At 60.0% G+C, this 13,754-nt stretch carries 15 protein-coding genes and 2 pseudogenes; 13 read left to right on the plus strand and 4 right to left on the minus strand.

Features of this window, described 5'->3' with window-relative positions; genetic code table 11:
• The first annotated feature begins 30 nt into the window (after positions 1–30).
• From B5P46_RS31645 to dnaQ, 4 genes are read left to right on the plus strand one after another with little or no spacing between them, the layout of a single operon-like run.
• Positions 31–630, plus strand: coding sequence for a Maf-like protein (locus B5P46_RS31645; RefSeq protein ID WP_129422157.1), 600 nt, complete (start codon positions 31–33; stop codon positions 628–630).
• Positions 623–1,480 carry a shikimate dehydrogenase gene (locus B5P46_RS31650; protein WP_129422158.1) on the plus strand — a complete coding sequence of 286 codons (858 nt, stop codon included), beginning with the start codon at positions 623–625 and terminating at the stop codon, positions 1,478–1,480. Before B5P46_RS31645 ends, B5P46_RS31650 begins: the two co-directional genes overlap by 8 nt.
• Entirely contained in the window at positions 1,480–2,091 is a 612-nt protein-coding gene (coaE, locus tag B5P46_RS31655; RefSeq protein ID WP_129422159.1) for a dephospho-CoA kinase, read from the plus strand. Before B5P46_RS31650 ends, coaE begins: the two co-directional genes overlap by 1 nt.
• Positions 2,084–2,806 (plus strand): DNA polymerase III subunit epsilon, encoded by a 723-nt coding sequence (gene dnaQ, locus B5P46_RS31660; RefSeq protein ID WP_129422160.1) that lies wholly within the window; start codon positions 2,084–2,086, stop codon positions 2,804–2,806. Before coaE ends, dnaQ begins: the two co-directional genes overlap by 8 nt.
• A gap of 67 nt (positions 2,807–2,873) precedes the next feature.
• On the opposite strand, the gene secB is transcribed toward dnaQ, so the two are convergent.
• Together secB and B5P46_RS31670 are read right to left on the minus strand one after the other, a co-directional pair.
• Positions 2,874–3,356 carry a protein-export chaperone SecB gene (gene secB / locus B5P46_RS31665; protein WP_003544086.1) on the minus strand — a complete coding sequence of 161 codons (483 nt, stop codon included), beginning with the start codon at positions 3,354–3,356 and terminating at the stop codon, positions 2,874–2,876.
• Between the two features lie 101 nt (positions 3,357–3,457).
• Positions 3,458–3,964 (minus strand): FxsA family protein, encoded by a 507-nt coding sequence (locus tag B5P46_RS31670; protein ID WP_129422208.1) that lies wholly within the window; start codon positions 3,962–3,964, stop codon positions 3,458–3,460.
• Between the two features lie 131 nt (positions 3,965–4,095).
• Here B5P46_RS31670 and B5P46_RS31675 point away from each other — a divergent pair, with 131 nt between their 5' ends.
• The 5 genes from B5P46_RS31675 to gyrB all read left to right on the plus strand — a co-directional run bounded on the left by B5P46_RS31675 (position 4,096) and on the right by gyrB (position 9,422).
• Entirely contained in the window at positions 4,096–4,800 is a 705-nt protein-coding gene (locus tag B5P46_RS31675; protein WP_129422161.1) for a Tim44/TimA family putative adaptor protein, read from the plus strand.
• Positions 4,793–5,911, plus strand: a complete 1,119-nt coding sequence (gene mltA / locus B5P46_RS31680) for a murein transglycosylase A (protein WP_129422162.1) — start codon at positions 4,793–4,795, stop codon at positions 5,909–5,911. The genes B5P46_RS31675 and mltA overlap by 8 nt, the downstream gene beginning before the upstream one ends.
• The gene (locus B5P46_RS31685) at positions 5,911–6,477 is read left to right on the plus strand and encodes a Smr/MutS family protein (protein WP_129422163.1); all 567 of its coding nucleotides are present in this window, start codon (positions 5,911–5,913) and stop codon (positions 6,475–6,477) included. Before mltA ends, B5P46_RS31685 begins: the two co-directional genes overlap by 1 nt.
• Positions 6,474–6,851 carry a helix-turn-helix domain-containing protein gene (locus B5P46_RS31690; RefSeq protein ID WP_017966000.1) on the plus strand — a complete coding sequence of 126 codons (378 nt, stop codon included), beginning with the start codon at positions 6,474–6,476 and terminating at the stop codon, positions 6,849–6,851. Before B5P46_RS31685 ends, B5P46_RS31690 begins: the two co-directional genes overlap by 4 nt.
• Positions 6,852–6,986: 135 nt before the next feature.
• Positions 6,987–9,422, plus strand: a complete 2,436-nt coding sequence (gyrB, locus tag B5P46_RS31695) for a DNA topoisomerase (ATP-hydrolyzing) subunit B (RefSeq protein ID WP_129422164.1) — start codon at positions 6,987–6,989, stop codon at positions 9,420–9,422.
• An 86-nt stretch (positions 9,423–9,508) separates the two neighbouring features.
• Here the strand turns inward: gyrB and B5P46_RS31700 are convergent, their stop codons facing one another.
• The gene (locus B5P46_RS31700) at positions 9,509–10,108 is read right to left on the minus strand and encodes a nitroreductase family protein (RefSeq protein WP_129422165.1); all 600 of its coding nucleotides are present in this window, start codon (positions 10,106–10,108) and stop codon (positions 9,509–9,511) included.
• 46 nt (positions 10,109–10,154) lie between these two features.
• Positions 10,155–10,438: pseudogene (locus B5P46_RS31705) on the minus strand (DUF2218 domain-containing protein).
• 106 nt (positions 10,439–10,544) lie between these two features.
• Between B5P46_RS31705 and B5P46_RS31710 the strand changes: the two are divergent.
• The 4 genes and pseudogenes from B5P46_RS31710 to B5P46_RS31725 form a co-directional block, all read left to right on the plus strand.
• A pseudogene (locus B5P46_RS31710) lies at positions 10,545–10,699 on the plus strand (glutathione S-transferase family protein); the annotation flags it as partial.
• 143 nt (positions 10,700–10,842) lie between these two features.
• Positions 10,843–11,685, plus strand: coding sequence for a fumarylacetoacetate hydrolase family protein (locus B5P46_RS31715; protein ID WP_129422166.1), 843 nt, complete (start codon positions 10,843–10,845; stop codon positions 11,683–11,685).
• Between the two features lie 204 nt (positions 11,686–11,889).
• A complete protein-coding gene (locus B5P46_RS31720; protein WP_129422167.1) occupies positions 11,890–13,167 on the plus strand; it encodes a polyhydroxyalkanoate depolymerase in 1,278 nt (425 codons plus the stop codon).
• Positions 13,168–13,312: 145 nt separating this feature from the next.
• Positions 13,313–13,747 carry a DUF2852 domain-containing protein gene (locus B5P46_RS31725; RefSeq protein ID WP_017962639.1) on the plus strand — a complete coding sequence of 145 codons (435 nt, stop codon included), beginning with the start codon at positions 13,313–13,315 and terminating at the stop codon, positions 13,745–13,747.
• Positions 13,748–13,754 lie beyond the last annotated feature (7 nt).

The raw sequence follows: 13,754 nt of genomic DNA on the forward strand, positions 1-13,754 counted from the left end.
CTGGCGAAAAGCCGGCACGCCGAGGAACCCATGACACCGAAACTCATCCTTGCATCGTCGAGCCCCTTTCGCCGGATGCTGATGGAAAATGCAGGTCTGTCCTTCGAGGCGCATGCCGCAAGGATCGATGAACGGGCCGTCGAAGCGCCGCTGGAAAAAGCCGGCACCAAGCCTGATGCCGTGGCCCTCGTCCTGGCCAGGGCCAAGGCGGAGGAAGTCAGCAGCCGTTTTCCGGATAGCCTGGTCATCGGTTCGGATCAAACAATGTCGCTCGGCGACAGCGTCTTCCACAAGCCGAAGGACCTGGCCGACGCGGCGAATCACCTTCAAGCTCTTTCCGGCGTAACCCACCGATTGAACAGCGCCGTCGCGATCGTCAGCGACGGCGTGGTCTTGTGGGAACATCTTGCGCATGCGGAATTGACGATGCGGCCGCTGACGGTGGAGTTCATCGCCAGACATCTGGCGCGGGTTGGCGAACGGGCGCTTTCCAGCGTCGGCGCCTATCAATTGGAGGGGGAGGGCATCCAGCTCTTCGAAAAGATCGAGGGCGATTATTTCACCATTCTCGGCTTGCCGATGCTGCCGCTCTTAAAAAAATTGCGAGAACTCGGAGCGATCGATGGGTGATTCACGTGAAACATTGGGACCGAAAGCGTTTGTCACGGGCTTTCCCATCAAGCATTCGCGCTCACCACTGATCCACGGATATTGGCTGAAGACGCTCGGTCTGCCGGGCAGCTACCGCGCTCATGAAGTGGCACCCGAGGCCTTTGCCGATTTCGTCGGTGCGCTGAAGGATGGCAGTTCCGGCTTTACCGGAGGCAATGTCACCATTCCCCACAAGGAATTGGCGTTCCGGCTCGCCGACAAGCCGGACGCGCTATCGCACGAACTCGGCGCCGCCAACACGCTCTGGCTGGAGGATGGCGCTTTGCACGCGACGAATACCGACGGTCGCGGTTTCATCGCCAATCTCGACGAACGCCATCCGGGCTGGGACCGACATGGCACGGCCGTCGTCTTTGGCGCCGGCGGCGCCAGCCGGGCGATCATCCAGGCAGTCCGTGATCGCGGTTTCAAAGAGATCCACGTCGTCAACCGTACCGTCGAACGCGCGCGTGAACTCGCAGGTCGTTTTGGCCCGCGTGTTCGGGCCCACCCGGCCGGGGCGCTTGCCGAGGTGATGAGAGGCGCCGGCCTCTTCATCAATACCACCTCGCTCGGCATGGACGGCGAGGCGGCGCCGCAACTCGATTTCTCGCCTCTTGCAGCCGATGCCGTTGTCACCGATATCGTCTATGTGCCCTTGAAGACGCCGATCCTGACGCAGGCGGAAGAGCAAGGATTTTCGACCGTCGATGGTCTCGGCATGCTCTTGCACCAGGCCGTGCCCGGATTCGAGAAATGGTTCGGTCAGCGTCCCATCGTTGACGCGGCGCTGCGCGCGCTCATCATCGCGGATATGGAAGCACACTGATGCTGAAGATTGGTCTCACCGGCTCCATCGGAATGGGAAAATCGACGGCGGCAAAGCTCTTCGCCGATGCCGGAATCCCGGTGAACGATTCCGATGCCGTGGTCCACGAGCTCTATGCCGGCGAGGCTGCACCCCTGGTGAATGCCGCCTTCCCCGGCACGATGAAGGATGGAGCAGTCGACCGGCGTGAACTCGGCCGCCAGCTCGCTCTTGATCCTGACGGCTTCAAACGCCTGGAAGCGATCGTCCATCCGCTGGTTCGCAAACGCGAGACGGAATTTCTGAAGCGACAACGCGCCGCCGGCGCCGACATGGTATTGCTCGATATTCCATTACTTTTCGAAACCGGCGCCGAGGCAAGAGTGGATGTCATCGTCGTCGTCAGCACTGATCCACAGATTCAGCGCCAAAGGGTGCTTGCGCGCGAAGGCATGACCGAGGAAAAATTCGACATGATTCTCTCCCGCCAGACGCCGGACACGGAAAAACGGCGGCGGGCCGATTATCTGATCGACACCAGTCACAGTATCGCGACGACGAGGGGACGGGTGTTCGAGATCGTCGCCGACCTGAAAACGCGGATTGCCAAGGGAGATTTCCGGAATGCGTGAGATCATCTTCGATACGGAAACCACCGGCCTCGACAACCGCGCCGACCGCATCATCGAAATCGGCGGCATCGAGCTCTTCAATCATTTCCCCACGGGCAACACGATCCATATCTTCATCAATCCTGGAGATCAGAAGGTTCATCCGGATGCGCTAGCCGTGCACGGCATTACCGATGAATTCCTGAAGGACAAGCAGCCTTTCGCCGAGGTTGCCGAACAAATCCTTACCTTCTTCGGCGATGCGAAGTGGATTGCCCATAACGCCACCTTCGATATGGGCTTCATCAACGCGGAATTCGCGCGGATCGGTTTACCGCCAATCCTGCCGGAAAGGGTGCTCGACACGCTGTCGATGGCGCGGCGCAAACATCCGATGGGGCCGAATTCGCTCGATGCGCTTTGCCGGCGCTACGGCATCGATAATTCGCACCGGACCAAACACGGCGCGCTGCTCGACTCCGAACTGCTTGCCGAAGTCTATATCGAGATGATCGGCGGCAGACAGGCAGCCCTTGGCCTCGGCATGGTCGGCAAATCCAACCAGGCAGCTCGCGGTGACACGGGGATGGAAGACGATGTGGTGATTGCCGCCGTGCTCGAACGGCCCCGGCCGCTCGCCCCGCGCCTCAACCAAACCGAGGAGCAGGCGCATGAGGCGCTCGTCGCCAAGCTCGGTGAAAAAAGCGTCTGGGCGAAATACGCCAACCTCGATTAAACCGGTCCTCAACTGAAAATGCCCGGGACCAGCCCGGGCATCCGCATTTCAGACAAGAAAGAGCCGGTCAGTTCGGAACGGCCTGAACCTTGGCGCGGGCCTGTTCTTCGGCAACGCGCTGAGCGAACATTTGCGTGAAGTCGATCGGGTCGATCATCAGCGGCGGGAAACCACCATTGCGGGTGACGTCGGCGATGATCTGACGGGCGAAGGGGAAGAGCATGCGCGGGCACTCGATGAAGAGAACCGGCAGCATGTGTTCCTGCGGGAAACCGGCAACGCGGAAAACGCCGCCATAGGTGAGTTCGGCATGGAAAACCGTCTTGTCGCCGTCCTTGGCTTCGGCATTCAGCGACAGCACGACATCGAAATCCGTATCGGAAAGCGGGTTGGCGTTGACGTTCACATTGATATTGATCGTCGGCGCCTTGTCGCGGGCCTGCAGCGAACGCGGCGCACCCGGATTTTCGAAGGACAGATCCTTGGTATATTGCGCAAGGATCGAAAGGGTGGGGTTGGCCGCACCGTTGCTGTTGTTATCGTCTGCCATTGGCTTTTCCTCGAGGGGCATGGGAATGGTGCCGCCATCTAACATTTCAGGGAAGGGCTTACAACCCTGGGCGCTTGGCCCGGTTGATCAGCCGCAGTGCCTCAATCGCTAAGATGCTTGCCGGACCACGGCGAGTTGCGATCCGGCTCTCTATGATAGTCCTCCTCGTCGAGATCGACCACCTTCGAGTTCGGCTTGCGGTCGCGGAAATCGGGTTGCGGACCGGAGGAAGAGCCGCCCTTGGCATTGACGACGACGAAGCGTTTGGCGATCGCCCGCCAGACGAGATCGCGCACCGGCGGAATGAGAATGAGGATCGCGATGATATCGGACAGGAAGCCGGGAATGATCAGGAGCAGAGAGGCGATGACGTTCATCGCCGGCCGCAGCAGGTCGCGGCCCGGCATCGCCCCATTTCGTCCTTCGCTCGACATGCGGCGCAAAATACCGATGCCCTGCCGGCGCAGCAGAACCACGCCGATAACGAAACCCAGCATCACGAGCGCCAGCGTCAGCCACAATCCGATAGCCTGGCCGACGACGACAAAACCGGCAATTTCGGCGAGCGGCAGCAGCAGAATGAAGGCTGGCAGGATCGAAAAACGCATGTCGGTCATGTCCCGGGCTCGCCGGTCTCCTCTTGGCGCTGGCGAAGATGCCAGCGATCATTTGAATCATCTGTATAGGCAGACTATATGGGAGTACAAATCAGAGATGTTAACGGCGGCTGCGATACGATATGAGTTCGAACGACTTCATCACATTATTTTTCCTGGTGGCGGCTGTGCTGATTTTCTTTCAGCTCCGCTCCGTGCTCGGGCGCCGTACCGGAAATGAGAAGCCGCCGCGCGATCTCTATACGCCGCGGGATGCGGCTCCGGCCGAAGCCGCCGATGCCGGCAAGGTCGTGACGCTGCCGCGGCGTGATGCGACGACGGAGGACGAAGATCGCTTCGCCGCCATCGATGCTTTCGCGGCGCCCGGAACGCCGCTCAACGAATCGCTGCGTGCGCTGAGCAAGGCCGATCCCGCCTTCAGCCCGAAGGAGTTTCTGAACGGCGCCCGCATGGCTTACGAGATGATCGTCATGGCCTATGCCGATGGCGACCGGAAAACGCTGAAGAACCTGCTGTCCCGCGAAGTCTATGACGGCTTCGATGCGGCGATCGGCGAGCGCGAAGCCCGGGGCGAGAAGGTGAAGTCGACTTTCGTCGGCATCGACAAGGCCGAAATCACCCATGCGGAAACAAAGGGCAGCGAAGCGCAGATCACCGTGCGCATCGCCAGCCAGCTGATATCGGCCACCTACGACAAGGCGGATGTGCTGATCGAAGGCGACGCCGAAAACGTCGCCGAGGTCAACGACGTCTGGACCTTTGCTCGCGACACCCGTTCGCGCGATCCGAACTGGAAACTCGTGGCGACCGAATCGGAACATGAGTGACCACGCATCGGACTTCGTCCTGCAGGCCATAAGCTTCGACACTCTGGAAGGCTGGAAGGATGATGATCCTTCCGGCCTTTTTGAAGTGATGCGAAGCTGCCGACGGCAGATCACCGATGTCAAACCGTACCGCACCGGATCGCTTGGCCTGAGCTCGGAAGATCTGCTTCCGCTTCTCGCAGCCGCCGAAGATTTCACTCCGTCATCTCCGGCGTCGGCGCGCGCCTTTTTCGAGACGCACTGTCGGCCTTTTCTGATTCGCCGCAAGGATGGCAATTCCGGCTTCGTCACCGCCTTCTACGAACCTGATATCGACGTGTCGGAGCGTCCGGACGATATTTTCCGTTTTCCTTTCTACCGGCGTCCGGACGATCTGATCGATCTCCACGACGCCAATCGCCCCGTCGAGCTCGACAGCGACTATGCTTTCGGCCGCCTGCATGACGGCCGCATCGCTGCCTATCCGGACCGCCGCGCCATCGATCAGGGGTTTCTCAAGGGCCGCGGCCTCGAAATCGCCTGGGCGAAGTCGAAGGTCGATGTCTTCTTCGTGCATGTGCAGGGTGCTGCCCGCCTGCGTTATAAGGATGGTCGTATCGGCCGCATCACCTATGCGGCGAAGGCCGGCCATGTTTTCTCGGCGATCGGCAAGCTGCTGATCGAGCGCGGCGAGATCGATCGGGCGGAGGTTTCGATGCAGGCGATCCGTGCCTGGCTGGCGCGCAATCCCGAGCGCGTCGACGAAGTGTTATGGCATAATCGCTCTTATATTTTCTTCCGTGATGCACCGGTTGCCGATCCGCAGGCAGGTCCGATCGCGGCCGCCAAGGTGCCGCTTCTCGCCGGTCGAGCGCTTGCGGTCGACCGGATGATCCATACCTTCGGCTTTCCCTTTTTCATTCGCGCCGAAAACCTCACCCATCTCGACCAGGGCCGGCCGTTCCGCCGGCTGATGCTGGCGCTCGATACCGGCTCGGCGATTATCGGGCCGGCGCGGGGTGATATCTTCACGGGCTCAGGGGACATGGCCGGGGAAAGTGCCGGCACCGTCCGCAACGACGCCGATTTCACCATCCTCATTCCCAATGCCGCCGCCGGAAGATTCGATTGATGGCCAGGGATCGCAAGCTGAGCGCCGATGAGAGAATCCTCTGGGGCAAGGTTGCCCGCAGTACGCGGCCGATGCCCGGGAAGGCGGGGGCGTTGACCGAACTCGATGCCTTTCTTGCCGAAGCCGAGGCGGCGGCCGAACGGGAACAGGAAAAGCAGACGCCCGCCACACTTATGCCGCTGCAGCCGACAGCACCGTCAATGGCGAAGCCATCGGCCGGGGTGCATCATCCGCTGGAAAAGCCGGTCAAGCGTAAGATCGCCAAGGGCCGGCTGGCGCTCGAAGCGCGGATCGACCTGCACGGCCTGGTGCAGAGCCAGGCTCATGCCATCCTTCTCGATTTCCTGATCCGCGCCCACGAGCGCGGCATGCGCCATGTGCTGGTCATTACGGGCAAGGGCAGCTCCATGGGCAGCGAGGGCGCGTTGAAGCGGGCCGTGCCTCTCTGGTTCTCAAAGCCCGAATTCCGCTACCTGATCTCCTCCTATGAGCCGGCCGCACAGCATCATGGCGGTGAGGGCGCGCTCTACATTCGCTTGTCGCGGCGGCATGGGGAAAGGTCATGACACCCTTCGGAGAGGCGGTTCGCAGGTTGCGGGCGCGCAAGGGCGTCTCGCAGAAGGAGATGGCGGAAGCACTGAATGTCTCTCCTGCCTATCTCTCGGCGCTCGAACATGGAAAGCGTGGTTTGCCGACATTCGATCTGCTGCAGCGCATCGCCGGTTATTTCAACATCATCTGGGATGAGGCCGAGGAACTGTTCCTGCTCGCCCGCTCGTCGGACCCGCGCGTCGTGATCGACACCTCCGGCCTGCCCCCCGAATATACCGAATTTGCCAACCGGCTGGCCCGGCGGATTCGCAGCCTTGACAGTGCTGAGATAGGCCGGCTATCGGCTCTTCTCGAAAATAGCGGCAAAGGCGACGGAAAAGCGTCGTAATCCCCTGTTTTATGCCTTGTTTTAGGGGCTTGCCATTGGGAAGTGGGTTCAAAAAACCTATATACGAGAGTGAAGAAAGCCGGTGATTCGCAAGGCGCGCCGCAGCTTTACGACAACAGGGAAAATCTCGACAGAATGAGCGATACATCCGCGACGGAAAACGGCGTAAGCACCGAATATGGCGCAGATTCCATCAAGGTTCTGAAGGGCCTCGATGCCGTGCGCAAACGCCCCGGCATGTATATCGGCGATACCGACGATGGCTCCGGCCTTCATCACATGGTCTATGAAGTCGTCGACAACGCCATCGACGAGGCGCTTGCCGGCCATGCCGACATCGTCACCGTCACCCTCAATCCGGATGGCTCGGTGACCGTCACCGACAACGGTCGCGGCATCCCGACGGACATTCACACCGGTGAAGGCGTGTCGGCGGCTGAAGTCATCATGACGCAGCTTCATGCCGGCGGTAAGTTCGACCAGAATTCCTACAAGGTTTCCGGCGGCCTGCACGGCGTCGGCGTCTCCGTTGTCAACGCGCTGTCCGTCTGGCTGAAGCTGAAGATCCGCCGTCACGACAAGATCCATGAAATGAGCTTCACCCATGGCGTGGCCGATGCTCCGCTGAAGGTTACCGGCGACGCGCCGAATGAAACCGGCACGGAAGTGAGCTTCATGCCGAGCACCGACACCTTCACCATGACGGAGTTCGACTACGGCACGCTCGAGCATCGCCTTCGCGAACTCGCCTTCCTGAATTCAGGCGTCCGCATCCTGCTGACCGATAAGCGCCATTCCGATATCAAGCAGGAAGAACTGCGTTATGACGGCGGCCTCGAGGCTTTCGTCGCCTATCTGGACCGCGCCAAGAAGTCGCTCGTCGACAAGCCGGTTGCCATCCATGGCGAAAAGGACGGCATCACCGTCGAAGTCGCGATGTGGTGGAACGACAGCTATCATGAGAACGTGCTGTGCTTCACCAACAACATCCCTCAGCGCGACGGCGGCACGCATATGGCCGGCTTCCGCGCGGCGCTGACGCGCCAGGTCGTTTCCTATGCCGACAGTTCCGGCATCACCAAAAGGGAAAAGGTAACGCTGCAGGGCGAAGATTGCCGCGAAGGCCTGACGGCGGTTCTGTCGGTCAAGGTGCCGGATCCGAAATTCTCCTCGCAGACCAAGGATAAGCTCGTTTCCTCGGAAGTCCGTCCTGTTGTCGAAAGTCTCGTCAACGAGGCGCTGAACACCTGGTTCGAAGAACATCCGAGCGAAGCCAAGATTCTCGTCGGCAAGGTCGTCGAGGCCGCCGCCGCACGCGAAGCGGCCCGCAAGGCCCGCGAGTTGACCCGCCGCAAGGGCGCACTCGATATCGCTTCGCTGCCGGGTAAGCTCGCTGACTGCTCCGAGCGTGATCCGACAAAATCCGAGGTCTTCCTCGTCGAGGGCGATTCTGCCGGCGGTTCGGCCAAGCAGGGCCGCTCGCGCGAAAATCAGGCGATCCTGCCGCTGCGCGGCAAGATCCTGAACGTCGAACGCGCCCGTTTCGACAAGATGCTGTCGAGCCAGGAAATCGGCACATTGATCACCGCGCTCGGTACCGGCATCGGCAAGGACGAGTTCAATGTCGAAAAGCTGCGCTACCACAAGATCATCATCATGACGGACGCTGACGTCGACGGCGCCCATATTCGCACCCTGCTACTCACTTTCTTCTTCCGCCAGATGCCGCAACTGATCGAGCGCGGTCACCTCTATATCGCCCAGCCGCCGCTCTATAAGGTCTCGCGCGGCAAGTCGGTGCAATATCTGAAGGATGAGAAGGCGCTCGAAGAATATCTCATCAGCCAGGGCCTGGAAGATGCTTCGCTGAGGCTCGGCAGCGGCGAAGTTCGCGCCGGCCAGGATCTGCGCGAGGTCATCCTCGATGCTCTGCGTATGCGCGCGCTGCTCGACAATCTCCATTCGCGCTACAATCGTTCCGCCGTCGAACAAGCGGCGATTGCCGGCGCCCTCAATGCCGAGCTCGCCAGCGATCCGGCGAGAGCGCTGGCGCTGGCAAACGAAGTGGCTGGACGCCTCGACATCATCGCCGAGGAAACCGAGCGCGGCTGGCGGGGCGATGTGACAACCGATGGCGGTCTGCGCCTGGAGCGCATGGTCCGCGGCGTCAGGGAACTCGTCGTGCTCGACATGGCGCTGATCGGTTCCTCGGATGCCCGTCATATCGACCAGCTGACGGCACGCCTCAAGGAAATCTATCAGACGCCGCCGTCGCTGCATCGCCGCGAAGGCGACGTCGAAATCTCTGGCCCGCGCGCCCTGCTCGACGCGATCTTCGCAAGCGGCCGCAAGGGCCTCACCATGCAGCGCTACAAGGGTCTTGGCGAGATGAATGCCGAGCAGCTGTGGGAAACGACGCTCGATCCGAATGTTCGTTCGCTGTTGCAGGTCAGGGTTAACGACGCCACCGATGCCGACGGCCTGTTTGCTCGACTGATGGGCGATGAAGTCGAGCCGCGGCGCGAATTCATCCAGGAGAATGCGCTGAGCGTTGCAAACCTCGATATCTAATTGATATTTCAAAAATAAATGGCCCCGCTATCTTTAGGATGGCGGGGCTTTCGTTTGCCCGATATCTGCTTGGCCTTTGGCTTCGCTCAATTCGCGACGAAGCGCCCGTTGAAGGCAACCTCGGAGAGCGGCTTGCGCTGGCTGGGGAATTCGCGCGCCTGATTGCGTTCGGAAAGAACGCTCTTGTCGGCCAGGCGGCCGACGGCGACGCCTGCCTCGACGCGGTATCCCTCGGGAATGCTGAAAGCCCGCCTGATTTCTTCATGCTTGATGCCACCCATGCCATGGACGTAAAAGCCGGAGAGGCGCGCCTGGATCGCCAGATGCCCCCATGCCGCACCGGCATCGAAGGAATGCGTGTAGCTCGGCTTTTCCTCAGCCGAGCCGGCAGCCCCGGTGAAAGCGCGCGCCACGACAAAGATCAGCGCCGATGCGTTCCTGGCCCATTCCTGGTTGGAATCGTTGAGCAAAGCGACGAATTTCTCCCAATGCTCCGAACCCTTGAGGCCATAGATAAAGCGCCAGGGCTGGTGGTTGGCCGAGGACGGCGCCCAATGGGCGGCGTCGAGCAGACCGAGCAGCTGCGTCTCCTCGATGATTTCGCCGGTGAAGGCGCGCGGCGACCAGCGGTCGAGAAACATCGGATCGATCGGATAGTCGGATTCGCGGTGATTGCTCTTCATCATGCTTGTTCCAGGGTTTGGGGCAGAAAATTTGGATCGGGGGCTGGGCTTAGTCCGACCAGACGATGTCGAGTTCTTCGCGAAAGGCGAAGCGCTTCAGATGATCGTCGATGACCTGCTGCATCCTCTCCTGTTGCGAGGGATCGGCGACCGAAAGTGTCATGGTCAGCGCCGCATCGTCGGCGGCAAACGTTACCTCGGCCGTATCGCTGAACGGCACCCGGCCCTTCAGAGGATCAAAATCGACGCTGACTTGTGGCTCCAGTGTTTGCAGAGCTGCTGTAGGTAGCGGCTCGCATGTTGGGTCTGCACGACGGCCTTCGAGAGATGCATTTCGAGCTCCACGTCATCTTGTATAGCCAAGTCATATTTCCTGCTTCGTTGGCTTGGCAAGCGCAGCATCGTCGCAGTTTGAGCGTGCAGATTGTCTCCATGACTACTGCGCGACGTCTGCCGCCGTATGCTGATTGGCCGGGCATCGGTGAAACGGTGAATCTCGATCATATCAAGTGCGGCTACTATGCGATCGAGACCCTCAATCCGACGAAAATCGTTCCCGTCGGCCCTGATCTGGCGGAAATTTTTAGAGCATGATGTCGAAAGATTCGGGCGGGTTTCGGCAGAAAATCACTTAAATCGCGGAAAAGCCGTACCGCTTCCCGGCAAAGCCGTAATGACACCGATGAATAATTCGTTCATAGGTGGTTGCAAATCCGTTTTCGATGAGGAGGAATTCCATGAAGCTGATGCGTGTTGGCGAAGCAGGCAGTGAAAAACCAGCACTTCTCGATGCCGATGGCAAGATCCGCGATCTCTCCGGTCATGTCGCCGATATCGGCGGTGAAGCGATCGGACCGGCAGGCCTTGCAAAGATAGCAGCGATCGATCCGAAGAGCCTTCCGGAAATCGCACCCGGTCGCATCGGCGCCTGCGTCGCGGGCACTGGCAAATTCATCTGCATCGGCTTGAACTATTCGGATCATGCTGCCGAAACCGGTGCGACCGTGCCGCCCGAGCCGATCATCTTCATGAAAGCAACGTCCGCAATCGTCGGGCCGAACGACGATGTCATCATTCCTCGCGGTTCGGAAAAGACCGATTGGGAAGTCGAGCTCGGCGTCGTCATCGGCAAAACCGCTAAATATGTAACGGAAGCCGAAGCGCTGGATTATGTAGCCGGTTATTGCGTCTCCAATGACGTTTCCGAGCGCGCTTTCCAGACCGAGCGGTCCGGTCAGTGGACCAAGGGCAAGTCCTGCGACACCTTTGGTCCGATCGGCCCCTGGCTCGTGACCAAGGATGAAATTCCGCAACCGCAGAACCTCGGCATGTGGCTGACGGTCAACGGCCAGAAGATGCAGAACGGTTCATCGAAGACGATGGTTTACGGGGTTGCGTTCCTCGTCTCCTACCTCAGCCAGTTCATGTCGCTGCATCCCGGTGACGTGATCTCGACCGGCACGCCTCCGGGCGTCGGCATGGGCCTCAAGCCGCCGCGTTATCTCAAGGCGGGAGACGTGGTCGAACTCGGCATCGAAGGTCTCGGCACGCAGAAGCAGACCTTTGTAGCGGATCGTTAACGACGCTTCTTGCTGAGAAACTTAAGTTTTCAGGTCGATTATGATGCCGGAGGTCAATTCTGCGGCATTTCTTGTGTAGGTTTGGTTCGTCCATGTTGCTGTGCAACAAAAACCTGTTAGTCTGCGGTACGTGCCCGCATTACGGAAAGAGCCGATGCCTCTCAATCAGCGTCATCTTTTCGATAGAGAAAGGTGGCGCCTTCCATGTTTTATCAGCTTTATGAATTGAACCATGCCGCCATGGCGCCGTATCGCGCCGCGGCCGATATCATGCGATTTGCCTATGCCAATCCGCTGAACCCGTTCTCCCACACGCCATTCGGCCGGACGATGGCGGCAAGCCTCGAAATGTTCGAACGCACGACACGACGCTACGGGAAGCCGGAATTCGGATTGAAGCAGACGACGATCGGTGACCAGACGGTTTCCGTCCGCGAAGAGGTCGTCTGGTCGCGACCCTTCTGCAATCTCCTACATTTCGCGCGCAGTGTTCCCGCCGCGCGCGGCAATGATCCGCGCATACTGATCGTCGCGCCGATGTCCGGCCACTATGCCACGCTGCTGCGCGGCACGGTCGAGGCGCTGCTGCCGAGTGCCGATATCTACATCACCGACTGGATCGACGCCCGCATGGTGCCGATGACGGAAGGCACGTTCGATTTCGACGATTACGTCGACTACGTCATCGAGATGCTGCATTTCCTCGGTCACGACACGCATGTCATTGCCGTCTGTCAGCCTTCCGTTCCGGTGCTAGCTGCCGCTGCCGTGATGGAAGAAGCCAGAGATCCGCTTTCGCCGGCGTCGATGACGCTGATGGGTGGTCCGATCGACACGCGCATCAACCCCACGGCGGTCAACAAGCTCGCCCAGGAGCGGTCGCTGCAGTGGTTCTCCGACAATGTCATCATGAACGTGCCTTGGCCGCAGCCGGGCTTCATGCGCCCGGTCTATCCAGGATTTCTGCAGCTTTCGGGCTTCATGTCGATGAATCTTGATCGCCATCTCGTCGCGCACAAAGAATTCTTCATGCATCTCGTGAAGAACGACGGCGAGCCGGAAAGACATCGCGATTTCTACGACGAATATCTCGCCGTCATGGATCTGACCGCCGAATTCTATCTGCAGACGGTGGAGGAGGTCTTCATCAAGCATTCGCTGCCGAAGGGCGAACTGATGCATCGCGGCAGACGCGTCGATCCGGCGGCAATTCGCAACGTGGCGCTGCTGACCGTCGAAGGTGAGAATGACGATATCTCCGGGGTCGGCCAGACAAAGGCGGCGCAGACCATCTGCGTGAACATTCCCGAAGATATGCGCATGCATTATCTTCAGCCGGATGTCGGCCATTATGGTGTTTTCAATGGCTCGCGTTTCCGCCGCGAGATCGCGCCGCGCATCATCAATTTCGTCCGTCAGCATTCTCGTTCCGCCGTTAAGCCTCCGGTCCCGCGTGTTATCAAGGGCGGCCGGGCGGGCTGAATCAGGGATAGCTGAATTAGCAAAACGGATTCAAGGCCTTGTCCGATTTCGCGGGCAATCGTCTTGAAGGCGGTTATTGCGGTAACCACATCGATTTCAGCGTTCGGTATTCTGCCGGGCGCGGAAAGCGAGGGATACCCGCACGATGAACCAGTCAGCATTGCTTCGACCGGATTGGACTCCGGCTACCATTGCCCTGATGATTCTCGGCTTCATGGTTTTCTGGCCTCTGGGTCTTGCCATGCTTGCCTACATCATCTTCGGCGACCGTCTGCGCGGCTTCAAGCGTGACGTCAACCAGGCGACCGATGGCTTCTTTGCCTCCTGCCGCCGCCCGCATGGCCGTCACCGCCCGCACTTCTCGACGGGCAACGTCGCCTTTGACGACTGGCGCAAGGCCGAACTCGACCGGATGGAGGAAGAGCGCCGCAAGCTTGACGAAATGCGCGAGGAATTCGACTCCTATCTGCGCGAGCTCCGCCGCGCCAAGGATCAGGAAGAGTTCGACCGCTTCATGCGTGACCGCAGGAACGCCAAGCGTGATGACAATGGCCCGGTCGCTGAATACCAGACGCCGTGAAGGCCTG

The organism is Rhizobium leguminosarum (assembly GCF_004123835.1).
GTDB lineage: Bacteria > Pseudomonadota > Alphaproteobacteria > Rhizobiales > Rhizobiaceae > Rhizobium > Rhizobium leguminosarum_M.

What these genes read in the sequence shown, in the direction of transcription:
- B5P46_RS31645 (WP_129422157.1), top strand. Translation starts at nt 31, where the DNA reads ATGACACCGAAACTCATCCTTGCATCGTCGAGCCCCTTTCGCCGGATG.
- B5P46_RS31650 (WP_129422158.1), top strand. Translation starts at nt 623, where the DNA reads ATGGGTGATTCACGTGAAACATTGGGACCGAAAGCGTTTGTCACGGGC.
- coaE (WP_129422159.1), top strand. Translation starts at nt 1,480, where the DNA reads ATGCTGAAGATTGGTCTCACCGGCTCCATCGGAATGGGAAAATCGACG.
- dnaQ (WP_129422160.1), top strand. Translation starts at nt 2,084, where the DNA reads ATGCGTGAGATCATCTTCGATACGGAAACCACCGGCCTCGACAACCGC.
- secB (WP_003544086.1), bottom strand. Translation starts at nt 3,356, where the DNA reads ATGGCAGACGATAACAACAGCAACGGTGCGGCCAACCCCACCCTTTCG.
- B5P46_RS31670 (WP_129422208.1), bottom strand. Translation starts at nt 3,964, where the DNA reads ATGCGTTTTTCGATCCTGCCAGCCTTCATTCTGCTGCTGCCGCTCGCC.
- B5P46_RS31675 (WP_129422161.1), top strand. Translation starts at nt 4,096, where the DNA reads ATGAGTTCGAACGACTTCATCACATTATTTTTCCTGGTGGCGGCTGTG.
- mltA (WP_129422162.1), top strand. Translation starts at nt 4,793, where the DNA reads ATGAGTGACCACGCATCGGACTTCGTCCTGCAGGCCATAAGCTTCGAC.
- B5P46_RS31685 (WP_129422163.1), top strand. Translation starts at nt 5,911, where the DNA reads ATGGCCAGGGATCGCAAGCTGAGCGCCGATGAGAGAATCCTCTGGGGC.
- B5P46_RS31690 (WP_017966000.1), top strand. Translation starts at nt 6,474, where the DNA reads ATGACACCCTTCGGAGAGGCGGTTCGCAGGTTGCGGGCGCGCAAGGGC.
- gyrB (WP_129422164.1), top strand. Translation starts at nt 6,987, where the DNA reads ATGAGCGATACATCCGCGACGGAAAACGGCGTAAGCACCGAATATGGC.
- B5P46_RS31700 (WP_129422165.1), bottom strand. Translation starts at nt 10,108, where the DNA reads ATGATGAAGAGCAATCACCGCGAATCCGACTATCCGATCGATCCGATG.
- B5P46_RS31715 (WP_129422166.1), top strand. Translation starts at nt 10,843, where the DNA reads ATGAAGCTGATGCGTGTTGGCGAAGCAGGCAGTGAAAAACCAGCACTT.
- B5P46_RS31720 (WP_129422167.1), top strand. Translation starts at nt 11,890, where the DNA reads ATGTTTTATCAGCTTTATGAATTGAACCATGCCGCCATGGCGCCGTAT.
- B5P46_RS31725 (WP_017962639.1), top strand. Translation starts at nt 13,313, where the DNA reads ATGAACCAGTCAGCATTGCTTCGACCGGATTGGACTCCGGCTACCATT.